Below are 26,753 nucleotides of genomic sequence, written 5' to 3' on the forward strand. Positions count from 1 at the left end.
AGAAGGGACATAAGCCAAGGTTCACCTGACATGAGCGAACAACTTCCCCTGCTGATCGAACTGGGCACCGAAGAGCTGCCGGTCAAGGCGCTGCCGGGTCTGGCGCAGGCTTTCTTCGATGGCGTGCTGGCCGGTCTGGAAAAGCGCGGCGTTGCCGTCACCCGTGGCGATGCCAAGCCGCTGTCCACGCCGCGCCGCCTGGCGGTGCTGCTGCCGGGCGTGGCCACCGAGCAGCCCGAGCAGCGCTCCGAAGTGCTGGGCCCGTATCTCAACATTGCCCTCGACGCCGAGGGCAATCCGACCAAGGCGCTGGCCGGCTTCGCCGCCAAGGCCGGCATCGACTGGACCGCGCTGGAGCGCACCAGCGACGCCAAGGGCGAGCGCTTCGTGCACCGCGCGGTGACGCCGGGCGCGCGCACTGCCGACTTGCTGCCGGAGATCCTGCGCGAGGCGATCGCCGCGATGCCGATCCCCAAGCCGATGCGCTGGGGCGCGCACGAATACGCCTTCGCGCGGCCGGTGCAGTGGCTGGTGCTGCTGTTCGGCGATGCGGTGATTCCGGCCGAGCTGCTGGGCGTGCGTGGCGATCGCCTCAGCCGCGGGCATCGCTTCATGCATCAGGGCGAGGTATCGCTGGCGGCGCCGGGCGATTACATCGAGGCCTTGCGCGCGGCGCATGTGCTGGTGGATGCCGACGCACGCCGCGCACGCATCGTCGAGGAAGTCGAAGCTGCCGCCAGGCAGGCCGGCGGCAGCGCGCGCATCAGCGACGACAACCTGGAACAGGTGGTCAACCTGGTCGAATGGCCGTCGGCGGTGCTGTGCAGTTTCGAGCGCGACTTCCTGGCGGTGCCGCAGGAAGCGCTGATCGAAACCATGGAGGTCAACCAGAAATTCTTCCCGGTGCTGGACGACGGCGGCAGGTTGACCGAGCAGTTCATCGGCATCGCCAATATCGTCTCCAAGGACGTGGCCGAAGTCGCCAAGGGCTACGAGCGGGTGATCCGTCCACGGTTTGCCGACGCCAAGTTCTTCTTCGACGAAGACCTCAAGCAGGGGCTGGAGGCGATGGGCGCCGGTCTGGCCAGCGTGACCTACCAGGCCAAGCTGGGCACGGTGGCCGACAAGGTCGCGCGCGTGGCGGCGCTGGCCGAGACGATCGCGCCGCAGGTCGGTGCCGACCCGGTGCAGGCGCGCCGCGCCGCGCAGCTGGCCAAGAACGACCTGCAGTCGCGCATGGTCAACGAATTCCCGGAGCTGCAGGGTATTGCCGGGCGCCATTACGCCAAGGCCGCCGGCGAGCCCGGCGAGATTGCGCTGGCGATCGACGAGGCATACCAGCCGCGTTTTGCCGGCGACGACATCGCACTGTCGCCACTGGGCAAGGTGCTGGCGATTGCCGAACGTTTGGATACCCTGGCCGGTGGTTTTGCGGCTGGTTTGAAACCGACCGGCAACAAGGATCCGTTTGCGCTGCGGCGCAACGCCTTGGGGCTGGCGCGGACGGTGATCGAGAGTGGGTTTGAGCTGGATCTGAAAAAGCTGCTTGTAGAGGCTAGAAATCAGATCAATGTCCAGGCAAGTGCCAGGCAATTGCTCAAGACAGAAACTGCGATCGCCAAGGCAAAAGATGCCGGTTCCGCTTTGCCGCCATCTGTTGAAAAGGAAGCACACACCGCGTTGGCGCAGGCTGGTCAAGATGCAGAGATTTTCGACTTCGTCCTCGACCGTCTGCGCGGTTACTACGCAGACAAGGGCGTTGCTGCCACCCACTTCAATGCGGTCGCCGCACTGTTCTCGGTCGCGCCCGAGGGCGCTCCTGCATCGGCCAGCGTAGGAGCGCACCCGGGCGCGACCCACGGTTCCCTCTACGACTTCGACCGCCGCATCGAGGCGATCGGCATCTTCGCCACGCTGCCCGAAGCCGAAGCCCTGGCCGCGGCCAACAAGCGCATCCGCAATATCCTGCGCAAGGTCGAGGGCGAGATTCCCGGCGATATCGACCCCAGCCTGCTGCGCGAGCCGGCCGAAGAAGCCCTGGCCGAAGCAGTGGAAGCGGCCATCGGCGACACCGGTGATGCACTGCACCGGCACGACTACGTCGCCGTGCTCGCGCGTCTGGCGCGCCTGCGCCCGCAGGTCGACGCCTTCTTCGACGGCGTCATGGTCAATGCCGAAGACGCGCAACTGCGCGCCAATCGCCTGGCCCTGCTGAAGAAGCTCGGCGACCGACTCGGCAGCGTCGCCGCCATCGAGCATCTGTCCAGCTGATGGCCGCGTCCGCCGGCGCGGTGCACTGGCAGACCGCGCAGGCCGCGTTGGCACGTCGTGACCTGGGTGTGGCCGCGTATGCGCTGCAGGCATTGCTGGAGGTGGAGCCCACGCACGTGTCGGCCCGCGTGCTGCTGGCCGGCACCGTGCTGGCCAACGGCAGGATGCGCGAGGCGGTGGCGCAGTTGCGGCTGGCCGCAGGCGATCTGGGTGACGACGTGGCGATGCGTTGCCGCGTGGCGCAAGCCTTGCTGCGTGTCGGCGAGCATCGCGTACTGCATGCCTTGCTGCGGCATCCGTCGGTGATGCAGTGCAACGATGGCCCGACCCTGGCCTTGCTCGCGCATGTGCATCAATCGCTGGGCGAACATGGCGACGCGCTGGCGATGATGCGGCGCGCGCAGGCCTGCGGATTCGATGGCGCGGATTTCCGTTTCTTTCTTGCGGTGCAGCTGCAGTTCAATGGTCGCCTCGATGAAGCGGCGCAGGCGCTGGAGCATGCGCTGGCGCAAAAGCCCGGCTATGGCCGCGCGGCGTTGACGCGTGCGCGCTTGCGCCGTCAGACCACCAGCAGCAACCATGTCGAGCAACTGCGTGAGCAACTGCAACGTGCCAAGCCCGACAGCGAGGACCGCGCCGGGCTGGCGTTCGCGCTGTACAAGGAGCTGGAAGACCTCGGCCAGGCCGGGGCTGCCTGGGACGCGCTGCAGCATGGCAATGCGGTGATGCATGCGCGCCTGCGCCACGACGCCGATGCAGAAGCTGCGCTCTATACGCAGCTGGGAGCACTGGCCCAGCAAGGCGTGTTCGCTGGGCAGCAAGCCCCGGCCGCGCACGGCCCGCAGCCGATCTTCGTGCTCGGCTTGCCGCGCTCGGGCACCACGGTGCTGGAGCGGATGCTGGGCAATCATTCCCAGATCGTGTCGGCTGGCGAGTTGAACGACGTTGGCCATCAATTGCGTTGGGGCGCCGACCAGGCCGGCCGCAGCCTGCTGGATGCGCGTGTGCTGCAGGCGCTGCCGACGCTGGACTATGCGCAGGTCGGCGCGCGTTACCTGGAACAGACGCAATGGCGCGCCGGATCTGCGCGTTGGTACATCGACAAGCTACCGGCCAACGCGGTGGCGATCGGTCCGATCGCACGTGCCTTGCCGGGTGCAGTGATCGTGCATCTGGTGCGCGAGCCGATGGCGGTGTGCTTCTCCAATTACCGCGCGTTGTTCGGCGACTCCTACGCCTACAGCTACGACCTGCACACGCTGGCGCGTCACTATCAGGCGTATCACGGGTTGATGGCGCAGTGGCGCGCGGCATTGCCGGGCCGGGTGATCGATGTGGACTATGCGCAGATGGTGCGTGATCCATCCACGGTCCTTGAGCAGCTGATGGCGCGCTGCGGGCTGGAGATCGAGCCCGGTCAGATCGATATCACCCGCAATGCAGCTGCATCGGCCACGCTGAGCAGCGTGCAGGTGCGCGAAGGTGTGCATGGGCGTAACGTGGACGAGTGGCGGCGCTACGCCACGCAGCTGGAGCCGCTGCGGCTGGATTTGTTGCATGCCGGCCTGATCCAGGCCGACGCACGCTGACAACGGCCAGCACGACGACGCGAGGCTGCTGCATCGGTGCGTGCAGCGTGCCCGCAGCCGACATGCCTGCATGTCGCCAGTTTGGGCTACACACCTTTCGGCTACACCAAACTCGCTTAATCGCAGTAGCGGCGATCCGCGAGCGCTTGATTCAAAAACGCTTGCCCTAATGCCTGGCTAAAAACGCCAGCGGCAGCCCCCTCGCTGCCGCTGGACGCTACCGCCTCGGATCAGTCAGTGTGCGCCGAAACGCCAGTTCAGCTCCAGCATGTAGGAGCGGCCGTAGCCGGTGTAGTTGAAGATGTTGTAGTACGGGTAGCTGGTGTAGGTGCGGTCGCGTGGCGGGCGGGTGTCGGCCAGGTTGTTGACCGTTGCGGTCAGCGAGATGTCATCGTTGAGCGCATAGTCCAGCGTGGCATTGAGCGTGGTCCACGCACCGACCTTGCGTGCGCCTTCCACCGCATACCCGTCGGTGCTTTGTTGCGCCACCAAGTTGGGCGTGCGGCCATTGCGTTGACCGAACAACGTGGTGGTCCAGGCGTCTTTCTGCCAGGTCACCGAGGCATTGACGATGCTGCGGAACTCGGAGGAGAAGAATGGTTCGCTGAGCAGGTCGCGTACCGGATCCTGCGGGAACTGCTGGCTTTCGTGCTTGAGGGTGAGGTTGTATTGCGCGTCGAAGACGAACAGGCCCCAGGATTCGGTCGCCAGGTTGTACGTCGCCTTGCTGAGCACGCCGGAGATCTCCTCGTTGGAGATATTGATCGGGTTGATGCGGATGTCGCTCAGGCGATTGGGTACCGGTGCATCGGCGGCGGTGCGATCGATGCGCGACAGTGCATCCACGCAGGTGGGCGAGCTGATATCCAGGCTGCCGAGGCGGCAGGCCGATTCGGTCTGCAGCAGGTTGTCGGTGCTCAGGTCGCTGACTTTCTGGTCGATCTTGATGTTGTAGTAATCGGCGTTGACGCTGAAGCGCGCACTCGGCGACCAGACCACGCCATAGCCCCAGGACTTTGCCGTGATCGACTGCAGGTCCCGATTGCCGGCGCGGCGTCCGGCGATCGAGGTACCCGCATAGGTGCAGTCGGCGATCGGCACGTTGGGCTCTTCGAGTGCGCACCGGTAGTAATCGTTGACGCCCTGGAAGAAGCCGCTGTCGCCAGCGAAGGAAAACGCCATGTCCGGTGCCTTGAAGGCGGTGGCATAGTTGCCGCGGAACAGCAGCGAATCGATCGGGCGGAATTCCAGCGCGGCCTTGTAGGTGAACTTGGAATCGCCACCGCCGCCCTGGTTCTTGTAGTCGTCGAAGCGTCCGGACAGGTTGGCCGTCAACGTCGAGAGGATCGGCAGGCGCATCTCGAATGCCGCCGCCCAGTTCTCGCGCTTGCCGCTGCCCTGGGTGCCGGTCAGCTGGTAGAAGTCACCGGCGATCACACGTTGATCGGTCGGGTTTTCCCAGTACTGGTTGCCCGCCTGCAGCACGCCGGCCACGCCGACGGCACCGGCCGGCAGGTTGAACAACTCGGTGTTGGTGAGCTGCAGGTTGACGTTCTGGGTCCAGGTCCTGGACTTGGTGCGGATCTCGTCGTTGAAGCTGCGGTATTGCGCCGGCGTCAATGCGCGATAGAAGTTGGCGTCGTTGGGCGAATAGATCGGGTAGCCGTAGTACTCGCCTTGCTGGGGCCCCAGGAACTGCTCGCGGAAGAAATCCTCGATGCGATCGGCCAACGGCCATTGCTGGCGGCTGTCGATGCGGTATTCGGCGCGTGCGTAGTACGCATCGTAGGTCCAGTTGCTGGCGCCCAGCCCGCCCTTGATGCCGGCGGCGATGTTGTAGGAATCGGCGGTCTGGCGATTGTTGTTGAAGTCCAGGTTGCCGGTCTCTTCAGGCGCGAAGATGCGCTGGTAGCCTTCCAGTTGCTGGCTGTCCTGGTTGTAGAACAAGCCGCCGGTATCGGACGAGGTCTGCCAGAAGCGTGAGCCGCTGTTGACCTCCACCTTGGTGCGATTGAGCAGCAGCGTCGCGTAGCCCTGGGTGTTGTCGTTGAAGGCGTAGGTCAGGTTGGCGTAGCCGCTGGCGCTGCGTTCCTTGTTGAGGATGCTGGCGTAACCGGGCTCGGTGCGGCTGCTGCAGAAATTGCCGCGATTGGCGCGGTTGTCGTATTGCACCGTGCCGTTGAACAGCGGGCCCAGTGCATCGCAGTTGGCGGCGCCGGGGTCGATGTAGGTGGTTGGCGTGTTGTGCAGCGCGATGCGCGAGCCGTAGCGCAGCGTGGGGTCCGGATTGTCGGAGGTGGAATCGAAATCGCGTCGCTGGGAGCCGTAGATCGGATCCTGGTTGTTGAGCTGCAGGCCCCAGACGAGATCGGCCTTGCCGAGGGTAGTGCCGCCGGTGAGCTGGAAGCGCTGGTTGTTGCCGCCACCGCCGTCGTAGGTGCCCATGCGGTAATTCATCTGCACGCCATCGACGTGCTTCTTCAGGATGATGTTGACCACGCCGGCAATGGCGCTGGAGCCGTAGATCGAGGACTGGTTGCCGGGCGCCACATCGATGCGTTCGACCATGCCCACCGGCACGCTGGCCAGGTCGACGAAGTTGCTCTGGCCGTTGTAGAGCAGCGGGTAATCGGCCATCGGCCGGCCGTCGATCAGCACCAGGGTGAAGCCGGGATCCAGGCCGAGCAGGCTCAGCGATTTGGCGCCGGCGGTGAAGCCGCCACTGAACTGGCCGTCCTGCACCGAGCCGGTGGCCATCGGCTGCGAGCGCAGCACATCGTAGACATCCTTGAAGCCGCGGCGCTGGATGTCCTGGGCGGTGATGGAGAACACCGGTGTGGCTGTCTCGACCTGCGACCGCGGAATCAACGAGCCTGTCACGGTGACCTTGTTCAATTCAGTCACTGCGTCCTGGTTCTGGGCCATCGCAAGCGATGGCATGGCCAGGGCGGCGCATACGGCGTTGACCAACAAATGGCGCTTCATGGAAACCTCTCTCTCCAAAGGCATGGAACAGGGCGCGACGACCGGGGAGGCCGCGCGGCATCGCTGTCAACGAAACGTTAACAACAGTTCGACTCTAACCAGCCCCTGCGCCTGCGGATAGTCGAGATTGTTTAGATTTTTTGTCCCTTCACGCCTAGGCTAGGTATCCTTTGTAGATGCTTAAAGTCGCGTTTGCTCTCTCCCTGCTGTGCACTCTGCTCGTTCCGCTGCAAGCGGTTGCCCGGGCCACCATCGACAAGATCGAAATCAAGGGCCTGGACGACGACGCCGACGCCGAGATGATCGAGAACATCGAGGTCTCCCTGTCTCTGTATGAGGCCGTGGGCAAGGAGCAGGGCGAGTCGCGACTGGAGTATCTGCTGGCGCAGGCCGAACGGCAGACGCGCGAGGCGCTGGAACCGTTCGGCTACTACTCGCCGACCATCGATCTGGCCGCGCCGCGCAGCGGCGACAAGGTGACGGTAGTGATCACCGTGGAGCGCGGCGAGCCGGTGCGCGTGCGGCAGTCGCATATCTCCATCACCGGCTGGGCCGAGCAGGACCGTTACCTGGGCCAGGATCTCAAGCAGTTCGAACCGCGCGAAGGCCAGGTCTTCAGCCACCCGCAATACGAAGCGAGCAAGGTGCGCATCACCCGTCGGCTGGCCGAGCGTGGCTACTTCGATGCCGACTTCACCCAGCGCCGCGTCGCGGTGACGCGCGCCGAGCACGCTGCCGATATCGATCTGAACTGGGATAGCGGCCGCCGCTACGACATGGGCAAGGTGCGCTTCGACTACGACTACTTCCGTCCGGGCCTGTTCGAGCCGTTGGTGTATTGGGACGAGGGCAGCTACTACCACGAAGGCAAGCTGGATCGCCTGCGCGAGTCGCTGACCAAGCTGGATTACTTCAGCACCATCGATATCCAGCCCAAGCCGGAAGAAGCCGACGACCAGGGCCGGGTGCCGGTGGATGTGAAGCTCACCCGCGCCAAGCGCACCGTCTACACCTCCGGCCTGAGCTACGGCAGCGAGAGCGGTGCCGGTGTGCGTGGCGGGGTGGAGCGGCGTTATGTCAATTCGCGCGGCCACAAGATGGACACGCAGCTGGATTACGCGCAAAACCGAAAGAGCCTGACCACCAGCTATCGCGTGCCGGCGTTCCGCTGGCTGGATGGCTGGTACACCGCCTCGGCGCGGCTCTATGACGAGCAGACCGAATACATCGACCTGCGCAACGTCAAACTCACCGGCAGCCGCAGCGGCCAGATCAACGAGCGCTGGAGTGCGATCGCTTCGATCAATGCCTTGCGCGAGCGCTGGCGTTTCAGCAGCGGTGACGACTTCGAAGGCGCGGTGTATGAAACCTCCACGCTGATCTATCCGCAGTTGCAAGTGAACTACGTCAATGTCGACGACCGCCTGTTCCCGCGCAGCGGCGTGTCCGGGCAGGCCTTCATCCGCGGCGGTGCCGAAGGCGCCGGCTCGGACACCAATTTCGGCCAGCTCTATGGCCAGCTGCGCTGGTTCCTGGGCGCCGGCGACAATGGCCGGGTGATCCTGCGCGGCGAAGGCGGCACCACCTGGACCAGCGATCTGGTGGCGATGCCGCCGAGCCTGCGCTTCTTTGCCGGTGGCGCCAACAGCATCCGCGGCTATGCCTTCCGCGAAGTCGGCCCGCGCACGCCCAAGCCGGACGAATTCGCGCTCGGTGCCAAGAACGTGGTCACCGCCAGCGCCGAATACGAGCATTACCTCAAGGGCGGCCCCTGGGGCGGCGCGGTGTTCGTCGATAGCGGCAGCGCGTTCGACGACACGCCCGACTGGCACACAGGCATCGGCTTCGGTCTGCGCTGGCGCTCGCCGGTGGGCCCGGTGCGCGTGGACATCGCGCATGGCTTGAACGATCCCGACTCGCAGTTCCAGCTCTATATCGATATCGGGGCCAACCTGTGAGCACACCGACGCCGCCCCCCGCACCGCGCCGCGCGCGTTTCTACCGCCGCCGCCGGTTCTGGGTCGGCTCCGGGCTGACCTTGCTGGGGCTGGTGTTGCTGGCCCTGATCGCGGTGTACTGGCTGCTGCAGACCGTGGCCGGGCGCGATGTATTGCTCGCCCAGGTCACCGCGCGCCTGCCGGTCGGTGCCAGCTTCACCTACGGCAAGGTCGAAGGCCCGGTGGCCGGCCCGCTGACCTTGCGCGATGTCGATTTCCGGTATCAGGACATCCACTTCACCGCCGAGCGCGTGTATCTGGAACCGGACCTGCGCCCATTGCTCGGGCGCAAGCTGCAGCTGGATGCCGTGCAGGTCAGCAATGCCACCTTGAATCTGGGTAAGAGCGATGAGCCGTTCACCCTGCCGAGCTGGCCCGAGTCGCTGCCGCAGATCAACGTGCCGCTGGCGATCCAGGCCGACAAGATCGACGTGGAGAACCTGCGCATCACCCAGCTGCAGCAGCCGATGATCGTCCTGCACAAGGTGCAGGGCGGGCTGGAAGTGGCCACCGGCGAACTGCGCACGCGCAATCTGGTGGTCGATACCGACATGGGCGACTTCCGCCTGCACGGCGACTACGTGCCCAACGACGATTACCGCGCCGACCTCACCGCCACCGCGGTGCTGCCGGCCGCACGTGGGCGCACCCCGGCCAGCCTGGGGCTGGTGGCACGCGGCGATCTGGACAAGATGGAAGTGGCCATCGCCGGCCGCGCGCCGGCACCACTGCAGGCCAGCCTGGTGTTCACCGGGCGCGATGATCCGACCTGGACCTTCAAGGCCGTCACCGAGGCGCTGGATACCTCGCTGCTGATGCCGGCCACCAATGGGCAGTACGCCGCCCCGGCCACACCGATCGCGCTGAACCTGCAGGCCTCCGGCAAGGGCGGCAACGCCGACCTGCAAGGCAGCGTCAAGCAGGGCGAGTTGAGCGCCAGCTTGCAGCCCTCGCATATCAGCCTGCTGGACCAGGTCATCACCGTCGAGCCGTTGGTGATCGATGCCTTCGAAGGCCGCGCGCAGTTGCGTGGCACTGCCGATTTCCGCGATACGCAGAATCCGAGCTTCCGCTTCGCGGTCAATGCCAGCGGCCTGCGCTTCACCCCGACGCCGGACCCGGCCACCCCCGATGCGCCGGTGGTGCCGGTGGAACTGGTCGATGCGCGTCTGGGCGTGGCCGGCACCCTGAAGGCATGGGCGGCGATCGGCCGCGCCACGCTGGAGCGCGACGGGCAGCAGGCCGCGCTGGTGTTCGACAGCCGCGGCAACGATCAGCGCGCCCAGCTCAAGCAGGTGCAGGCCAAGACCCCGGGCGGCTCGCTGGATCTCACCGGCGAAGTGGGCTGGACCCCGGAGCTGGAATGGGATGTCACCGCCCAGCTGGCCAAGTTCGACCCGGGCTATTTTGCGCCGGGCTGGAACGGCAATCTCTCCGGCAAGGTCGCTTCCAAGGGCCGCCAGCTGCCGGCGCCGGCCGGCGGCGTATCGCCGGGCTTCGAAGCCACGGCGGATATCCCGACCCTGAGCGGCCAGTTGCGTCAGCGCGCGCTGTCGGCCAACGGCAAGTTCGCCTTGCGTGGCGAACAGGGCGAAGGCGAATTGCAGCTGTCGCTGGGCAATAGCCGCATCAACGCCAAGGGCAAGGTCGGCGACCAGCTCGATATTGCCGCGCAACTGCAGCCGCTGCAGCTGGACGATGTCCTGCCCGGCGCCACCGGCACGGTGCGCGGGCAGCTGCAGGTCAGCGGCAAGCGCGATGCCCCGGACATCACCGCAGACATCGCCGGCAGTGGCCTGCGCTGGAACGACTACAGCGCGCAGAGCATCAGCCTGCGTGGACGCCTGCCGTGGCGCGGCAGCGACGGGCAACTGGCCCTGCAGGGCACGGCGATCGAAGCCGGCGTGGTGCTGGACAGCGTGCGCGTGCAGGCACGCGGCGCGGTGGAAGCGCTGCGCCTGGATGCCGAGATCGCCAACAGCATGGCCAACCTCGCGCTGCAGGGCGATGTCCGTCGCAATGGCGAGCGTTGGCAGGGCCAGGTCGCCACGCTGCGGATCGCACCGGCCAAGGGCGATGCCTGGGCGTTGCGCCAGCCGGCGCAGTTCAGCACCGATGGCGCCGCGTTTACGCTGTCAGACACCTGCCTGGGCGCAGCCACCGGTGGCGCGCTGTGCGCCAGCGCCAACTGGCCGCGCGAGGGCATGGTGGTGCACGGCGATGCACTGCCGCTGTCGCTGGTGCAGCCGTGGCTGCCCAAGCAGGAGGGGCGGCAGATCTATCTGCGCGGCGAGCTGGCGCTCGATGGCAGCTTCAAGCCGCGCGGCAATGCCTGGGAAGGCTCGTTCCGCATCGCCTCGCCCGAAGGCGGCATCCGCCTGGGCGAAACCCGCTACGCGGCGGTGGCCGGCAATCCCAACCGCGGCGAGTTGCTGCGCTACGACCAGTTCAGCGTGCAGGCCGATTTCACCCCGCAGCAGATCCAGGCCAAGCTGGGTATCGGCTTCCAGGGCGCCGGCTTTGTCGATGCCAAGTTCAACACCGGCTGGGATGCGTACGCGCCGCTCAACGGCGAGCTGTATCTCAATATGTCGCGACTGTACTGGCTGGAGCTGGTGGTGGCCGATGTGGTGCAGCCCAAGGGCCTGGTCGAAGGCCATGTGAGCCTGCGCGGCACCCGCGACAAACCGCTGCTGGGCGGCGATGCCACCTTGAGCAACTTCACGGCCGAATATCCGTCGATGGGCCTGACCCTGAGCGAGGGCAAGGGCCGCTTCGACGCGCTACCGGATGGCTCGGCCAAGATCACCGCATCGGCCAAGTCCGGCGAAGGCACACTCAACATCGATGGCGGGCTGTCGTGGTTCGGCACCAGCACGCCGTTGCTGCTCAATATCCGCGGCCAGAACGTGCTGGCCTACAACACCAGCGAGTTGCGCATCATCGCCAACCCGGACATGCAGTTCGGCATCACCGACAACACCATGCAACTGCGCGGCAAGGTCACCGTGCCCGAAGCCGATATCGACCTGGAACGCCTGGATCGCGGCACCTCGGTGTCCGAGGACGTGGTGGTGCTGGACCCGGTGGACCCGGAAGAAGCGCCGGCCTCACCGCTGGATATGGACCTGGCCATCGTGCTGGGCGACAAGGTCAACATGAGCGGCTTCGGCCTGAAGGGCGGACTGAGCGGGCAGATGCAGATCCGCGCGCGCCCGGGCCGCGAGATGACCGCCAACGGCGGGCTGGACGTGCGCGGCCGCTACAAGGCCTATGGCCAGGATCTGACCATCAGCCGCGGCCAGCTGACCTGGAACAACAACATCGTCTCCGACCCGCGCGTGAGCCTGCGCGCCGAACGCAAGGTCGGCGATGTCACCGCCGGTATCGACGTCAGCGGCCGCGCCGAATCGCCGCGTGCCGACGTGTGGTCCGAGCCGGCGATGTCGCAATCCGAAGCGCTGTCCTACCTGGTGCTCGGCCGCGGCCTGTCCACTGCCAGTAGCGACGAAACCCAGCAGGTCAGCGCCGCCTCGGCCGCCTTGTCGGCCGGCAGCAGCCTGATCGCCTCGCAGATCGGCGCCAAGCTCGGCCTGGACGAAGCCGGCGTGAGCGAATCCAGCACCGTCGGCTCGGTGGTGGGCTTCGGCAAGTACCTCTCGCCGAAACTCTACGTCGGCTACGGCGTCTCGATGGTCGGCAGCGGCTCGGTCCTGACGCTGAAATACCTGCTCAGCCGCGGCTTCGACATCGAAGCCGAATCCAGCACGGTGGAGACCAAGGGCTCGGTGAACTGGCGGCGGGAGAAGTAACAGCCAATCGCGCACCAGTGCATCACGTGGTGCGCGTGGCGCCGCATGTGTCAGGTTTGGGCTTGGCGCAATGCGGATATCGAGGGATGTTCGGCCATGCGTGAGGCATCGCCAGGTTGAGCGCTGCAGTTTTATCTACAACCTCTTCTGCCGCGTCGCCGGGCGCGGCACACCGGCATCGCGCAGGCATTACGCACTTTTTATGCCGGCGCACCAGCGCGCAAATAGCCCCTTTATGCCCGGCAGGCCTACCTTGGCACTCCCGCACTGTGGTGCGTTGAGTCCAACACGATGTGTATCCTGATTTTGCAAGGTCCGCAGGCCGATCCGGCGCAGCTGGCGCCGCTGCAGCTGCCCGAGTGTGCCGGCCGTGCGTTGCGCACGCTGGCGTGCGCCGATGTCGACGGCTTGATTGCCGGCTTGCAGGCGGCCGGTGGCGACGCCGAGGTGGAGCTGGTGCTGCTGGATTCGGGTGATCTGGCGCCGTCCGCGCGTGCGCAGGTGCATGCGACGGCATTGCGTGCGGCATTGGATGCGCTGCACACGCCCTACATCGAGCTGCATACCGATGCCGACCAGGAGCTGGAGCCGTGGCTGCATCCGCAGCATGCGCCGCTGGCGGTGGTGATCACGCCGCGCGACGCGCCGCGCGCCTATGCGATGTCGTTGGGGATTGCCGCGCGCTGCCTGCCGTCCCTGTGCGCGCCGTTGCGCGCCGCTGCCTGAGGAGGCCGCCATGTCGATCATGATCGTGCGTGGTCCGGAGGCATCGTTGCCGCTGGTGCGTGGGCCGCAGCCGTTGCCGCGGGCGGTGATCCGCCAACTGGTGGCGTGCGCGGGCGATGCGGGCAAGACCGTGGCGCTGCGTGCCTGCGGGTCGGAGCAGGAGCTGCTGGATGCCCTGCGGGTGGCCGGGCAGGCGCGGATGGAAATCGCGTTGATCGATCCGGGCAGCTGCGTGGACAGTGCGCGCCTGCATCGTGTGCTGGGCGCGTTGCCGTATCCGTTCGTGGAGGCCCACGACGATAGCGTGGACCGGCCGGAGCGTTGCCTGCCGGAAGGTTTCGGGCAACGCATCGCGACGGTGCGCGGCTACTGCGCGCAGAGCTATCTGCTCGGGCTGGAGATCGCGTTGGAACATCTGGGCTGCACGGAGATCCAGGGCGATGTCCACGTCGGTACCTGAGCTACGCCAGCTGCATTACTTCGCCGACTACGAGGGCTATTGCGACGGTCGGCCGGTGCTGTGGGGGCAGCTGGCCCACAGCGTGGAGGTGCCCGCCGATGGCGTGCTGGATGCCGCCGGACTGGTCACCGCGTTGCGCCGCCGCGCGGCCGAGGCGCACGGGCTGGAAGCGGGGCAGATCCGCTTGTGCCAGGTCACGCGGCTGTAGCGGCGTGACACACAACGACGCCACCGGAAGGTGGCGTCGTTGTCCTGCGGTGATTGCGCGTCGTTCGACGCAGATCACCCGGGTTGAGGCTTACTTGGCCGGGCTGGCCTCCGGCACGAACTTGGTCAGCTGGTTGGCCGTCGCCGCCGTGCCGAAGTTGAAGCGGCCGTAGCCGGCGCCCCAGTACAGCGCACCGTCCACGATGGCCGGCGAGCTGATCACCGAGCCGGTGGCGTCGTGATTCCACAGCGTGGCGCCGGTGTCGGCATCCAGGGCGACCATGTTGCCGGCCATCGACCCGGCGTAGAGCAGGTTCGGCGACACCGTCAGCGAGCCCTGGCCACCGGCCGGGACGTTCGGATTCACGCGGTTGATGCCGGGCACCTTGACCTGCCACTTGATCTTGCCGGTGGCGGCATCCAGCGCGGCCCACGAGCCGCCATTGTGGCTCTGGGTGTTCGCCGGTCCCAGCGTATAGGTGGCGTTGGTGCTGTTGTTGATGGCCACATAGACCTGCGACTTGTACGGGTCGAACGCAGTGCCCCACTCGACGCCGCCGGTGGTGCCGCCGGGGCCGACCTGGGTCGACCACACCTTGGCACCGGTCTTGGCGTCGAAGGCCCAGTAGATGCCGCTCTTCTGCCCTGCGCCGACCAGTTGCTGCGCCTTGCCGTCGCGCCATACGGTGAACAGCTGCACGCCGGCACCGCCGAAGTCGTAATCAGGACCGGTCAGGTTGGTTGCCTGGGTGTTCGGGCACAGGCCATTGGTGGGCGCCACGATGCACGACAGGTTCCAGGCGTCGTAGCCTTGTGCACGGTCGGCCCAGACCAGCTTGCCGGTGTCCAGATTCAACGAGACCACCGAGTCGACGTAGTTGTCCGGGGCCATGCACGCCAGTTCGTCCTGCACGGTGAGTTCGCTGCCGCGGTAGGAGCGCGCGTTGGAGACGCAGTTACCCACGCTGGCGGGAATGTTGTAGTTGTTGCCGGTGCCGAAATACAGGCGGCGGCTGATCGGATCGATCGCCACCTGGCCCCACACCGATGCGCCGGTATACCCCTCGGGCACGTTGTAGAACTGCCACACCTTCTTGCCGGTACTCAGATCCAGGGCCACCACGCTGCCACGGAAACTAAAGGTGTGGGTCGAATCCAGGTTGCCCCAGTCGCCGGAGGAAATGCCCACGTAAATGCGGTTGCCGTAGATCACCGGCGAGGAGGTGATGCGCGCCTGCGGGTTGGCTTCGGCGGTGGTCTTCCACAGCAGCTTGCCGGTCTTCTTGTCGATGGCCAGCACGGTACCGGCGGCCTGGTCGCCGACGATGATGCTGTTGGCGCTGATGGCCGGAGTGTTGCGCGTCACCGAGTTGGCATTGCCGGTGTAGTCGGACAGCTTGGCCTGCCAGTTCGGCTTGCCGGTCTGGGTGTCGACGCTATACAGCGTGCCGCCCCAGTCGGGCACGTACAACGTGCCACCTTCCACGCTCGGCGTGGCCGAGATGTCGCCGGTGGTGGTCAGGGTCCACGCCGGGACGAGGCCCTTGACGGTGGTGCGGTTGATCTTCCACTCGCCCGGCGCGAAGCGCTGGTTCAAGTAGCCGCCGCCAGCGGTGGTCCAGCTGGTGGGGCTGGCGAACGGAAGGTCTTTGCCGAAGCTGCGCCAGATCTGGCTGGAGCCTGCGAAGGCCTGGGTATCCAGGGACGACACCGGCTGTTGTGCGGTTGCGGGGCCGGGCTGGGCGAAAGCCACTGCGCTGGCAAGCAGGCAGGGAACGAGCGTCAAACTGCGAAATCGCAAGCGGCGAATTGAATGTGTCATCACGGCATGTCCATAGATGGAAGGAAGCGCTGGATCCCCCCGGATCTGCCGAGTGAAGATGGCCGATCGGCGAGACCATGCAACACACGCATGTCGCTGCATTCATTCAACGGTCGGGTCCGTTCGCATCTGGTACGACCAGCTCGCAAAATTTGCGTTCAGCCTGTTCGGTATTCGCACAAATACTGATGATTCATCACTATCTGCATCAGCCGCGATAGGAAAAATGATTGGCCGCCAGACCGGCGTATCGCCTGCAAATCAATGGTCTGCAAAAAGTAACCAGGAAATTTTGCGCCACCTTGTCAGGTTGGTCACGGTGTTGAACAGCGCCCCTCCCCCTGGGGGCGAGAAGGCATTGCTTGCGCGCCACTGGCGCGCGTGCCTTGGAGCGCCCGCGTCGCAAACGCGGGCCGGGGCGCGGAGCAGGGATTGGGGTGAGGGTACGGGGCGATGCCACACGAGAGACTGGATTGCGTGGCTTCGCAGCTACCCTCATCCGCCCCTTCGGGGCACCTTCTCCCGGAGGGAGAAGGGAACAGCCATGCAGGGCTGCGTTATCTTTTACGTCAGGCGCTTTGAGGCGAGGGCGCGACGCTGTGCGCCGCATTGGGAGCGATCAGCGCCAACTGCGCGATCGCATCCTGCACCACCTCCGCCACCGTGGCGTCCACATCCACCGATACCACGTCGGCTTCGTCCAGCGGCAATTCCAGTGTCTGCAACTGGCTGTCGAGCAGGCTGGCCGGCATGAAATGGCCGGCGCGCGCGCTCAGGCGTGCGGCGATCACATGCGGGGCCGCGTGCAGGAACACGAAGCGCAGCGGAATGCCGCTGCGGCGCAGCAATTGACGATGCGTGCCGCGCAAGCCCGAGAACGCGAGCACCACCGACTCGCCGGCCTGGACGCAGTCGCGCAAGGTGGCCGCCAGCAACTCCACCCACGGCAAGCGCATCGCATCGGTGAGCGGTTGGCCTGCGGCCATCTGCGCGCGTGCGGCCACGCTGTGGTAATCGTCGGCGTCCAGAAAACGGTAGCCGTAATGCGCTGCCAGGGCCTGCGCGATGGTGGTCTTGCCGCTGCCGGAAACGCCCATCACCACGATGGCCAGGGGCGAAGCGGACGCGGGTGTAGCGGGGGCTGCGGTGTCCATCACGTCAGGTTATATCTCCGGAGCGATTCGGCATTTTGCCGGATTTCACGTTGGCGGCAGCCGATGCGTGGTGTAGCGTCGGCGCTCCTCGCCAGGTGAGCGGGCCGCCCAGCGTAACGGCGCGCTCGGCCGGGTTCAACGCACTCCAGGGTCTGCCGATGCCGTCATCGCCTGCACCGTCTCCTGCATCGGCGCGCCTGCGCTGGCGCGAAAAGCTGGGCTACGGCGCCGGCGATCTGGGCCTGAATCTGTACTGGGCCAACATCTCCGCGTTCTTGCTGATCTTCTACACCGACACCATGCATCTGCCGGCAGCGGCCGTGGGCACGATGATCCTGTTGACCAAGATCGCCGATGCGATCGCCGATCCGGCGATGGGGGCATTGGCCGATCGCACGCGCAGCCGCTGGGGCAAGTTCCGCCCGTATCTGTTGTGGGGCGCGGTGCCGATGGCGGTGACCGGTGTGCTGGCCTACACCACGCCTGCGCTGGACCAGAACGGGCGCATGTGGTGGGCCACGATCAGCTTCCTGGTGATGATGCTGGCCTACACCGTGGTGAGCATTCCGTACTCGGCATTGTCGGGCGTGATCACCGCCGACAGCAGCCAGCGCACCAGCTTGATCAGCCTGCGCTTCATCGCCGCGTTCGCCGGCACCACGCTGGTCAATTACTGCACCCTGGACCTGGTGGCGTGGCTCGGTGCCGGCAACGATGCGCTGGGCTGGCAGCGCACGATGATGCTGTACGGCGCGGTGGCGGTGGCGCTGTTCGTGACCGTGGCGCTGACCACGCGCGAGCGCGTGCAGCCACCGCCGCAACAGCGCACGCCGGTCCGCCGGGACATCGCCGACCTGCTGCAGAACAAACCCTGGTGCGTGCTGTTCGTGCTGTCGTTGATCATCATGATCACCATTGTCATGCGCGGCGGTGCGGGCGTGTATTACCTCAAGTACTACGTGCAGCGGCCGGAGCTGACCGGGCTGTTCCTGGGCGGCTATTCGGTGTCCTTGGCGGTGGGCGCGGCAATCACGCCGCTGCTGACACGGCATTGGGACAAGCGCCAGTTGATGACCGCGCTGATGGCGATGGTGGGCGTGTTGAGCTGCCTGATGTTCTTCATTCCTGCCGATGCGGTGTGGGCGATCTTCGGGTTGAACATGTTGATCGGGCTGGCGCTGGGGCCGAAGTCGCCGCTGGCCTTTTCGATGTATGCCGACAGCGCCGACTACACCGAGTGGCGCACCGGCCGGCGCGCCACCGCGATGACCTTTGCCGCCGCAACCTTCTCGCAAAAGCTCGGTGGCGCGCTGGCGTCGGCCGGCATCGCCTGGGTGCTGGCGGGCATGGGCTATGTGGCCAACAGCGCACAGTCGGCCGGGTCGTTGACCGGCATCGTGCTGCTGCTGACGGTGATCCCGGGCGCGGTGGCGCTGCTGGCGGCCTGGACCATGCGTTTCTATCCACTCGATGACGGCTTGTTGCGCCGCATCCAACACGAACTGGCCGCGCGCAAGCGCGACGAACAGGAGCACCGCTGACCGTGTCCGCACTTTGCCAGGCTGATTCCAGCACCACGTCCAACGACGATCTGTCCGCGTTGCTGGCGCCCAGCGCCGACGGCACGCGGTATGCGCTCTACAGCCCCACTGCGATGCCGAACGCGGGCGCATTCCTGTGGAACCGCCGCATGATGCTGCAGCTCACCTGCCGTGGTTACGCCACCGGGCAGTTCATGCAGCCGGAGCCGGCCAAGTACGCCCATGCGCCACTGCTGGAGGCGCGCAACTTCATGATGCCCGAGCAGCCCTACTACGCGCATCATCCCGGGCGCTTCTTCTATCTCAAGGACGAAGACAGCGGCGCATTGTATTCGGTGCCGCACGAACCGGTACGCGCGCCGCCGGAGCAGTTCGCGTTTTCCGCCGGCAAGCACGATGTGCGCTGGCGGGTGCGCCATGACGGCATCGTGGTGGAGCTGTGCGTGGCGTTGCCCACCGACGATGCGGTGGAGCTGTGGGAGTGCCGCGTGCATAACCTGTCCGGCCGCACGCGCCGGCTCAGCCTGTATCCGTATTTTCCCATCGGCTACATGTCGTGGATGCATCAGGGCGGCGCCTACGAGCCGGCGCTGGGCGGCATCGTCTGCCGTAGCGTGACGCCGTATCAGAAGGTGCAGGATTATTTCCGCCAGCGTGATTTCAAGGACTGCACCTTCCTGCTGCACGAGCAGCCGCCGGTGGCCTGGGACGCGCAGCAGGCGGCCTTCGAAGGCGAGGGTGGCCTGCATGCGCCCTCGGCCATCCAGGCCGAGCAGCTGGGCAATAGCCAGGCGCACTACGAGAACCCGGCCGCCGCGTTGCAGTACCGGCTGACGTTGGATGCCGATGCGGCCAGCGTGTATCGCTTCGCGTTCGGGCCGGCCAAGGACGATGCGGAGATCGCCGCGCTGCGTGCGCGCTATCTGTCCGAAGCCGGCTTTGCTGCCGCCGCGCGCGACTACGCGCAGTATCTGCAGGGTGGGCAGGGCTGCGTGCAGATCGCCACGCCCGATCCGGCCCTGGACAACCTGGTCAATCATTGGTTGCCGCGGCAGGTGTTCTATCACGGCGACGTCAATCGCCTGACCACCGATCCGCAGACGCGCAACTATCTGCAGGACCACATGGGCATGGCCTACCTGCAGCCGGCCACCGCACGCGCGGCGTTGCTGCACGCGCTCTCGCAGCAGGAACCCAGCGGTGCGATGCCGGACGGCATCCTGCTGGTGGAAGGCGCCGAGCTGAAATACATCAACCAGGTGCCGCATACCGACCACTGCGTGTGGTTGCCGATCTTCCTGAGCGCCTATCTGGCCGAAACCGGCGATGCCAGCGTGCTCGACGCGGTGGTCCGCACGCAGGACGGGCAGGCACTGAGTGTGGCCGAGCGCCTGGATGCGGCCATGCAATGGTTGCTGGACGCACGCGACGCCCGCGGCCTGAGTTTCATCGCCCAGGGTGACTGGAACGACCCGATGAACATGGTCGGCTGGCGCGGCAAGGGCGTGTCCGGCTGGCTCACCGTGGCCACCGCGTATGCACTGCGGCTGTGGTCGGGCATCTGTGCAGCGCATGGGCGAAGCGCGCAGGCAGAAACGTTTGCGCAGGCCGTGCAGACGGTCAACGCCGATGCCAATCGGGAACTGTGGGACGGCAACTGGTACGCGCGCGGCATCACCGACGACGGCGTGCGCTTCGGCATCGCCGACGATGAGGAAGGACGCATCTATCTCAATCCGCAGAGCTTTGCGCTGCTGGCCGGCACCGCCGATGCCGCGCAGCGCGACGCCTTGCTGGAGGCGGTGCGCGACCAGCTGCATACGCCGTACGGGCCGGTGATGCTGGCCCCGGCGTATACGCATATGCGCGACGACGTGGGCCGGTTGACGCAGAAGTGGCCGGGGGCCGCGGAAAATGGCGCGGTCTACAACCATGCGGTGGCGTTCTACCTGTACAGCCTGTACCAGATTGGCGAAGCCGACCGCGCCTGGGAGATCCTGCGCGCAATGCTGCCCGGCCCCACCCGCGAGGACGTGCTGCAGCGCGGCCATCTGCCGGTGTCGTTGCCCAATTACTATCGCGGCGCCTGGCATCAATATCCGCGCACGGCCGGGCGGTCCAGCCAGCTGTTCAACACCGGCACGGTGGCCTGGGTGTATCGCTGCGTGCTCGAAGGCCTGTTCGGCCTGGTCGGCGAGGGCGACGCATTGGCGATCCGCCCGCAGCTGCCCACGCACTGGCCGCACGCGCAGGTGACGCGCCAGTTCCGCGGCGCGCAGTTCGAGGTGACGCTGACACGTGAGCCGGGACGCACGCAGGTAGACGTTGACGTGGATGGAGCCGCTTGCCCGGACCAGCGTGTGCACGGCATCGTCGCCGGCCGTACGTATCGGGTGCAGGTGCGCCTGCCGGGCTGACGGCCCTCACGCGCCCTTCGGGCACCCTCTCCCGCAGGCGGGAGAGGGGGGCGGGCCACCACCGGGTGGCCGCTGCATCATCGCCTGATCGCGACAACGGCGCATCGTCGCCCGACCGTGCACATCCTCGTACCGCCATGCGGCAGACGTCCCTGCCGGCTGCCTGAGTGGGTGGGCCGGAGATGCGACAGGCGAGCGCATGGCGCACACCGCAACCGAAGCGATACACGTTGGCCGCATCGGCATCCAACGTCAGCCGGTACTGCGCTCCCTTCTCCCGTCTGCGGGAGAAGGTGCCCGAAGGGCGGATGGGGGGCGCTTGACCCTTAGCCCAATGCCTCTTGCCACAGGCTGATTCAAAGGGCCGGCTGCCCGGCAGCACGAAACGCATGCATCGCCACACCAACACCACTCCTCAGGCAAGCGTACGGCGCACGCCGCAACCGCCTTCCCTTCTCCCGCATGCGGGAGAAGGTGCCCGAAGGGCGGATGAGGGGCGTCTGACGCTTCACGCTCCGCCAACCAGACCGGCACGAACCCCAACCCCCAATCCCGATTCCCCACTGCGTAAACTCCCAGGCTCGCCTCGCGCCGCCTAGGAACGCCCCTTGGTCTCAAGCTGGATCCTGCTGCTGGTTTCCGTCGGCTATGCCGCGCTGCTGTTCGGCGTGGCGTGGTGGGGTGACCGTCGTCCGCTGTACCCGGAGCGGCCGTGGCTGCGGCCAGCGGTCTACAGCCTGGCGCTGGCGGTGTATTGCTCGTCGTGGACCTTCTACGGCGCGGTCGGCTCGGCGGTGCGCAACGGCATCGGCTATCTGCCGATCTACCTGGGCCCGCTGCTGTTGCTGCTGTTCGGCTGGCGCATCATCGAGCGGCTGGCGCTGATCGCACGCGCCGAGAACACCGTTTCCATCGCCGATTTCATTTCCTCGCGCTATGGCCGTTCGCGGCGGCTGGCGGCGCTGGTGGCGGTGATCGCGCTGGTCGGCATCGTTCCGTATCTGGCCCTGCAGTACAAGGCGGTGGCGATGAGCCTGGAGGTGCTGACGGGGCATAGCAGTGCCGGGCGCGGCATCTTTGCCGATCCGGCGCTGTACGTGGCGCTGTTGATGGCCTTGTTTGCGACCTTGTTCGGCACCCGCCAGGTCGATGCCACCGAACACCACCGCGGCATGATGCTGGCGATCGCGCTGGAGTCGGTGATCAAGTTGATCGCCATCGTCGCGGTGGGCCTGTTCGCCTGGGTGTGGCTGAGCGATCACCAGGTGCCCATCGCCGACTCGGCGCGCACCTTGTTCGAGCACACCCCGTCGGTGGGCTTCATTTCGCAGACCTTGCTCAGCTTCCTGGCGGTGATCTGCCTGCCGCGCCAGTTCCATGTGGCGGTGGTCGAATGCAGCGACGTGGGCGACATCCGGCGCGCGCGCTGGTTGTTCGGCGCCTACCTGGTGATCATCTCGGCGATGGTGGTGCCGATCGCATCGGCCGGCGTGGCCTTGTTCGGCAAGGGCAGTACGGTGGTCGACGATGCGGTGGTGCTGGCGCTGCCGCTGAGCCAGGGCAATACCGTGCTGGCACTGGTGGCGTATGTGGGCGGGTTTTCCGCCGCCACCGGCATGGTGATCGTGGCCAGCATCGCGTTGGCCACGATGGTCAGCAACGACCTGGTGATGCCGGTGCTGCTGCGCCGCCGTGGCAGCGCCGATGCGCGCGCGGCGGTGGCCTCGCGGGTGTTGTGGATCCGCCGCGTCGCCATCCTGCTGCTGGCGCTGATCGCCTACGGCTACCACCGCAGCGTGGCCAACGACACCACCTTGGCCGCCTACGGCCTGATGGCCTTTGCGGCAGTGGCGCAGTTCGCGCCGGGGGTGATCGGTGGGCTGTACTGGCGCGGCGCCAGCCGCAAGGGCGTGGAGACCGGCATGGTGCTGGGCTTCATGACCTGGATCTACACGCTGCTGCTGCCGGCCGCCACGCGCGCGGGGTGGCTGCAGCCGGACTGGCTGGTGGACGGGCCGTTCGGCATCGCCTGGTTGCAGCCGCAGCAGCTGTTCGGCATGCATGGCTGGGACCCGCTGGCGCATGGCACGTTCTGGTCGCTGCTGATCAATGTCGGCGCGATGATGCTGGTTTCCGCACGCTGGCGCCCCGGGGTGGACGAACGCCTGCGCGCCGCGCCATTCCTGGACCCGTACGCGCAGCGCCCGGCGGTGGCCGGCGACTGGCCCGGGCATGTGCGCGTGGCCGACCTGCAGGCCCTGGCCGAGCGCGTGGTGGGCGAGCGGCATGCGCACCGCGCCTTCGTCGACCAGGCGGTGCTGCTGGAGCGCGAGCTGCAGCCCACCGTGGTGGCCGATCGCGCCTGGGTACAGTTCACCGAGCGCCTGCTGGCCGCCTCGATCGGCGCGGCCTCCGCACGCCTGGTGTTGACCAGCCTGTTGCGCGGTTCGGGCATGGACCTGGGCGAGGTGGTGGCGGTGCTGGACGAAGCCGGCCAGGAGTTGCGCTTCAACCGCGAGATCCTGTCCACCACGCTGGAAAACATCAGCGCCGCGGTCAGCGTGGTCGACCCGGAAATGCGCCTGACCGCGTGGAATCGCCGCTACCAGCAGCTGTTCGGCTATCCGGACGGCATGCTGTATGTCGGCCGCCCGGTGGCCGACCTGATCCGCTACAACGCCGAGCGCGGCGAGCTGGGCGAGGGCGATATCGAAGACCAGATCGATCGCCGTATCCGCCATATGCGCGCCGGCTCGCCGCATGTGTTCGAGCGCACCCGCAGCGACGGCAAGGTGATCGAGATGCGTGGCCAGGCGCTGCCCGGTGGCGGCTATGTCACCAGCTACAACGACATCACCGACTACAAACGTGCCGAACGTGCGCTGCTGGACGCCAACGAGAACCTGGAACAGCGCGTGGCCGATCGCTCGCGCGAGGCCGAGCTGGCACAACAATCCAAGACGCGCTTTCTGGCTGCGATCAGCCACGACGTGTTGCAGCCGCTCAATGCCGCGCGGCTGTTCGCCTCGGCGCTGCGCGAGAGCCACCAGAACAACGAGGAGCAACGCCATCTGGCCGAGCGCGTGGATGCCTCGCTGCGCGCGGCCGAGGAGTTGCTCGATGGCCTGCTCGACGTCTCGCGGCTGGATGCCGGCGGCCTGCGGCCCACGGTCGAGGACTTCGATGCCAGCGCGCTGATGCACGAACTGGCCGCGCAATACGCGCCGGTGGCGTCCAGCCGCGGCCTGCAGCTGCAGGTGCACAGCCGCCCGCTGTGGGTGCGCAGCGACCGCCGTCTGCTGCGCCGGGTGATGCAGAACTTCCTGGCCAATGCGCTGCGCTACACGCGCCAGGGCCGCATCGTGCTGGGCATGCGCGGCCGCGGCGACCAGGTGGAGCTGCAGGTGTGGGATACCGGCCCGGGCATTCCCGAGCACCACATGCGGCAGATCTTCGAAGAGTTCCGCCGCTATCAGCAGCCGTTCGACTGGGGCGAGCAGGGTCTGGGGCTGGGCCTGTCGATCTGCCAGCGCATCTCGCGCCTGCTCGACCACGACCTGAGCGCGCGCAGCCAGGTCGGCCGCGGCAGCATGTTCTCGATCCTGCTGCCGCGCGTGGCGGCAGTGCCGCTGCCACCGGTGCTGCCGGCGGCGGTGGCGCGCGCGCTGCCCAGCGGCGATTCGCTGGCGGGCCTGCGCGTGCTGTGCGTGGACAACGACCGCGAGATCCTCGACGGCATGCGTGCCTTGCTCGGTCGCTGGCAGGTGGAGGTGATCACCGCCAGCACGGTGGATCAAGCGCTGGAACGCGCGCGCGAGCAACCGGACCTGATGCTGGTGGATTACCACTTGCACGACCGGCTCGATGGCCTGGACACGCTGGATGCGCTGCAGGCCGCCGCCCCTGCACCGATTGCCGGCGCGCTGCTCACCGCCGATGGCCGCGATGAACTCAAGCAGCTCGCGCGCGAACGTGGCTATCGCCTGCTGACCAAACCGGTGAAGCCGGCCTCGTTACGCGCGTTCCTGAGTGCGCATCACGATGCGAAAACGCGCTGACGGGTGCATCCCTGCCATCACCGCGGCAGGCGGCGATGCAGTCGGCATCGAGTAAACATCCACGATGCCGACGCGCGCGGAGCGCACTGCCCTGCATCGTAGGAGCGCACCTGGGCGCGAGAGGCTTTACCGATAACGCCTGTCGCGCCCAGGTGCGCTCCTACGGAGACTGCTGCGTGCTACGCGGCACCGCTGAGGTGTTCGTAGAGGATGACGCTGCCGACGATCACCAGGATCACGCCACCGAGGATCTCGGCGCGCTTGCCGATCAGGTTGCCGAGCACGCGGCCCAGCACGCGGTCTAATACGCGGCCCAGCTTGACGCCTGCGGTGGTCATGCACGGAGCGCACTGCCCTGCATCGTAGGAGCGCACCTGGGCGCGAGGGGCTTTACCGATAACGCCTGTCGCGCCCGGGTGCGCTCCTACGGCAGACCGCTGCGTGCTACGCGGCGCCGCTGAGGTGTTCGTAGAGGCTGACGCTGCCGACGATCACCAGGATCACGCCGCCGAGGATCTCGGCGCGCTTGCCGATCAGGTTGCCGAGCGCGCGGCCCAGCACGCGGTCTAATACGCGGCCCAGCTTGACGCCTGCGGTGGTCATGCACGGAGCGCACTGCCCTGCATCGTAGGAGCGCACCCGGGCGCGAGGGCCTTTATCGATAACGCCTCGTCGCGCCCGGGTGCGCTCCTACGGCAGACGCTGCGTGCTACGCGGCGCCGCTGAGGTGTTCGTAGAGGATGACGCTGCCGACGATCACCAGGATCACGCCACCGAGGATCTCGGCACGCTTGCCGATCAGGTTGCCGAGCACGCGGCCCAGCATGACGCCTGCGGTGACCATGCTGAAGGTGCACAGCCCGACCACCACCGCCACCACGCCGATATGCACGTCCAGAAACGCCAGGCTCACGCCGACCGCCATCGCATCGATGCTGGTGGCAAAACCCGTGGTGGCCAGGGCGAGCAGGCCGTGCCGTTTTGGCGTGTCGGCAGCTGCATCTTCAATCTCGTCGGCTTCGTTGCGCAGGCCGGCCACAATCATGTGCAGGCCCAGGCCGCCGAGCAGCACGAAGGCAATCCAGTGATCGAACGCACGCAGGTGGCTGGACGCGGCGCGCCCCAGCAGCCAGCCGATCACCGGGGTGATCGCCTCGATGCTGCCGAAGATCAAACCGGCCCGTAGCGCATCGCGCCACTGCGGCTTGCGCATGGCCGCGCCCTTGCCGATCGCTGCGGCAAACGCATCGGTGGACATCGCAAAACCGATCAACACAATGGAAAACGGGGACATCGACATTCTCGGGTTGGGCACGATCGCAACGACATGCGCCCGCGCCAACCGTTGTTGTGCGCGCATGCCGCTGGTCTCGCCAAACCACGATTGGTTGCCTGCACCACGGCGCAATGGCCGAGTATGTTGATGCAGGCGCTTTCGATGGACGAAAGCAGGCTACTCCCCAAGGGGGCGCGCAGTGTAGCAACGCATGGCCGCGTTCGGTGCGCCTGCATTGCACGCGAAGGTCGGTCTGATCTTTATAGCCGTGGCTATTGCGACCGGGGATTTACGCGGGTTTTTGCCTTGTTTCCAGGCGCCAGGGCCCGGACGGCAGGTCCACCCACCGGTCGGATGTTGTGCCCGATTGCCTTGGCTATGCTGAAAAACGGTCTCCCTGCCGATGAAGCAGGCAGCGAAAAACGCGGGAAAAAGCCG

General features: G+C 66.6%; 14 protein-coding genes, 2 pseudogenes and 1 riboswitch. Of the genes and pseudogenes, 10 read left to right on the top strand and 6 right to left on the bottom strand.

The window, feature by feature from the left end; genetic code table 11:
* The first annotated feature begins 30 nt into the window (after nucleotides 1-30).
* Both glyS and EO139_RS03350 read left to right on the top strand, forming a co-directional pair.
* Nucleotides 31-2,271: a glycine--tRNA ligase subunit beta gene (gene glyS / locus EO139_RS03345; protein WP_126969295.1), complete on the top strand. Its 2,241-nt coding sequence runs from the start codon at nucleotides 31-33 to the stop codon at nucleotides 2,269-2,271.
* Nucleotides 2,271-3,860 carry a sulfotransferase gene (locus tag EO139_RS03350; protein WP_126969296.1) on the top strand — a complete coding sequence of 530 codons (1,590 nt, stop codon included), beginning with the start codon at nucleotides 2,271-2,273 and terminating at the stop codon, nucleotides 3,858-3,860. Before glyS ends, EO139_RS03350 begins: the two co-directional genes overlap by 1 nt.
* A 234-nt stretch (nucleotides 3,861-4,094) precedes the next feature.
* Here the strand turns inward: EO139_RS03350 and EO139_RS03355 are convergent, their stop codons facing one another.
* A complete protein-coding gene (locus tag EO139_RS03355; RefSeq protein ID WP_206515114.1) occupies nucleotides 4,095-6,785 on the bottom strand; it encodes a TonB-dependent receptor in 2,691 nt (896 codons plus the stop codon).
* 236 nt (nucleotides 6,786-7,021) lie between these two features.
* Here EO139_RS03355 and EO139_RS03360 point away from each other — a divergent pair, with 236 nt between their 5' ends.
* The 5 genes from EO139_RS03360 to EO139_RS03380 all read left to right on the top strand — a co-directional run bounded on the left by EO139_RS03360 (nucleotide 7,022) and on the right by EO139_RS03380 (nucleotide 14,048).
* Nucleotides 7,022-8,803, top strand: coding sequence for an autotransporter assembly complex family protein (locus EO139_RS03360; RefSeq protein WP_104584372.1), 1,782 nt, complete (start codon nucleotides 7,022-7,024; stop codon nucleotides 8,801-8,803).
* Nucleotides 8,800-12,654: a translocation/assembly module TamB domain-containing protein gene (locus tag EO139_RS03365; protein WP_126969298.1), complete on the top strand. Its 3,855-nt coding sequence runs from the start codon at nucleotides 8,800-8,802 to the stop codon at nucleotides 12,652-12,654. The genes EO139_RS03360 and EO139_RS03365 overlap by 4 nt, the downstream gene beginning before the upstream one ends.
* Before the next feature lie 291 nt (nucleotides 12,655-12,945).
* Nucleotides 12,946-13,380 (top strand): hypothetical protein, encoded by a 435-nt coding sequence (locus EO139_RS03370; RefSeq protein WP_126946986.1) that lies wholly within the window; start codon nucleotides 12,946-12,948, stop codon nucleotides 13,378-13,380.
* A 10-nt stretch (nucleotides 13,381-13,390) separates the two neighbouring features.
* Nucleotides 13,391-13,840: a 3-dehydroquinate dehydratase gene (locus tag EO139_RS03375; protein ID WP_164739707.1), complete on the top strand. Its 450-nt coding sequence runs from the start codon at nucleotides 13,391-13,393 to the stop codon at nucleotides 13,838-13,840.
* Nucleotides 13,821-14,048 (top strand): hypothetical protein, encoded by a 228-nt coding sequence (locus tag EO139_RS03380; RefSeq protein WP_164739708.1) that lies wholly within the window; start codon nucleotides 13,821-13,823, stop codon nucleotides 14,046-14,048. The genes EO139_RS03375 and EO139_RS03380 overlap by 20 nt, the downstream gene beginning before the upstream one ends.
* Before the next feature lie 90 nt (nucleotides 14,049-14,138).
* Here EO139_RS03380 and EO139_RS03385 read toward each other — a convergent pair whose 3' ends face one another.
* Nucleotides 14,139-15,869: a PQQ-binding-like beta-propeller repeat protein gene (locus tag EO139_RS03385; protein ID WP_104649872.1), complete on the bottom strand. Its 1,731-nt coding sequence runs from the start codon at nucleotides 15,867-15,869 to the stop codon at nucleotides 14,139-14,141.
* 569 nt (nucleotides 15,870-16,438) lie between these two features.
* Nucleotides 16,439-17,023, bottom strand: coding sequence for a gluconokinase (locus EO139_RS03395; RefSeq protein ID WP_115678117.1), 585 nt, complete (start codon nucleotides 17,021-17,023; stop codon nucleotides 16,439-16,441).
* 158 nt (nucleotides 17,024-17,181) lie between these two features.
* Here EO139_RS03395 and EO139_RS03400 point away from each other — a divergent pair, with 158 nt between their 5' ends.
* The 3 genes from EO139_RS03400 to EO139_RS03410 all read left to right on the top strand — a co-directional run bounded on the left by EO139_RS03400 (nucleotide 17,182) and on the right by EO139_RS03410 (nucleotide 25,039).
* Nucleotides 17,182-18,564 carry an MFS transporter gene (locus tag EO139_RS03400; RefSeq protein WP_126946989.1) on the top strand — a complete coding sequence of 461 codons (1,383 nt, stop codon included), beginning with the start codon at nucleotides 17,182-17,184 and terminating at the stop codon, nucleotides 18,562-18,564.
* A 62-nt stretch (nucleotides 18,565-18,626) separates the two neighbouring features.
* Complete coding sequence (locus EO139_RS03405; RefSeq protein ID WP_164739713.1) at nucleotides 18,627-20,981, top strand: NdvB protein; 2,355 nt, start codon at nucleotides 18,627-18,629, stop codon at nucleotides 20,979-20,981.
* Between the two features lie 608 nt (nucleotides 20,982-21,589).
* On the top strand, nucleotides 21,590-25,039 hold the full coding sequence (locus EO139_RS03410) for a PAS domain-containing hybrid sensor histidine kinase/response regulator (protein ID WP_115678114.1): 3,450 nt from the start codon (nucleotides 21,590-21,592) through the stop codon (nucleotides 25,037-25,039).
* A gap of 179 nt (nucleotides 25,040-25,218) precedes the next feature.
* On the opposite strand, the pseudogene EO139_RS21370 reads toward EO139_RS03410, so the two are convergent.
* From EO139_RS21370 to EO139_RS03415, 3 genes and pseudogenes are all read right to left on the bottom strand, one after another.
* Nucleotides 25,219-25,335: pseudogene (locus EO139_RS21370) on the bottom strand (manganese efflux pump); the annotation flags it as partial.
* A 148-nt stretch (nucleotides 25,336-25,483) separates the two neighbouring features.
* A pseudogene (locus EO139_RS21375) lies at nucleotides 25,484-25,600 on the bottom strand (manganese efflux pump); the annotation flags it as partial.
* Between the two features lie 148 nt (nucleotides 25,601-25,748).
* The gene (locus EO139_RS03415) at nucleotides 25,749-26,333 is read right to left on the bottom strand and encodes a manganese efflux pump MntP family protein (RefSeq protein WP_115678224.1); all 585 of its coding nucleotides are present in this window, start codon (nucleotides 26,331-26,333) and stop codon (nucleotides 25,749-25,751) included.
* Between the two features lie 46 nt (nucleotides 26,334-26,379).
* A riboswitch (yybP-ykoY riboswitch) is annotated at nucleotides 26,380-26,508 on the bottom strand.
* Nucleotides 26,509-26,753: the final 245 nt, after the last annotated feature.

This window comes from Xanthomonas sp. BRIP62411, assembly GCF_003993525.1.
Lineage (GTDB): Bacteria > Pseudomonadota > Gammaproteobacteria > Xanthomonadales > Xanthomonadaceae > Xanthomonas > Xanthomonas euroxanthea.

Coding starts and splice junctions, on each gene's coding strand:
- glyS (WP_126969295.1), top strand. CDS start 31: ATGAGCGAACAACTTCCCCTGCTGATCGAACTGGGCACCGAAGAGCTG.
- EO139_RS03350 (WP_126969296.1), top strand. CDS start 2,271: ATGGCCGCGTCCGCCGGCGCGGTGCACTGGCAGACCGCGCAGGCCGCG.
- EO139_RS03355 (WP_206515114.1), bottom strand. CDS start 6,785: ATGGCCCAGAACCAGGACGCAGTGACTGAATTGAACAAGGTCACCGTG.
- EO139_RS03360 (WP_104584372.1), top strand. CDS start 7,022: ATGCTTAAAGTCGCGTTTGCTCTCTCCCTGCTGTGCACTCTGCTCGTT.
- EO139_RS03370 (WP_126946986.1), top strand. CDS start 12,946: ATGTGTATCCTGATTTTGCAAGGTCCGCAGGCCGATCCGGCGCAGCTG.
- EO139_RS03375 (WP_164739707.1), top strand. CDS start 13,391: ATGTCGATCATGATCGTGCGTGGTCCGGAGGCATCGTTGCCGCTGGTG.
- EO139_RS03380 (WP_164739708.1), top strand. CDS start 13,821: ATGTCCACGTCGGTACCTGAGCTACGCCAGCTGCATTACTTCGCCGAC.
- EO139_RS03385 (WP_104649872.1), bottom strand. CDS start 15,869: ATGACACATTCAATTCGCCGCTTGCGATTTCGCAGTTTGACGCTCGTT.
- EO139_RS03395 (WP_115678117.1), bottom strand. CDS start 17,023: ATGGACACCGCAGCCCCCGCTACACCCGCGTCCGCTTCGCCCCTGGCC.
- EO139_RS03400 (WP_126946989.1), top strand. CDS start 17,182: ATGCCGTCATCGCCTGCACCGTCTCCTGCATCGGCGCGCCTGCGCTGG.
- EO139_RS03415 (WP_115678224.1), bottom strand. CDS start 26,333: ATGTCCCCGTTTTCCATTGTGTTGATCGGTTTTGCGATGTCCACCGAT.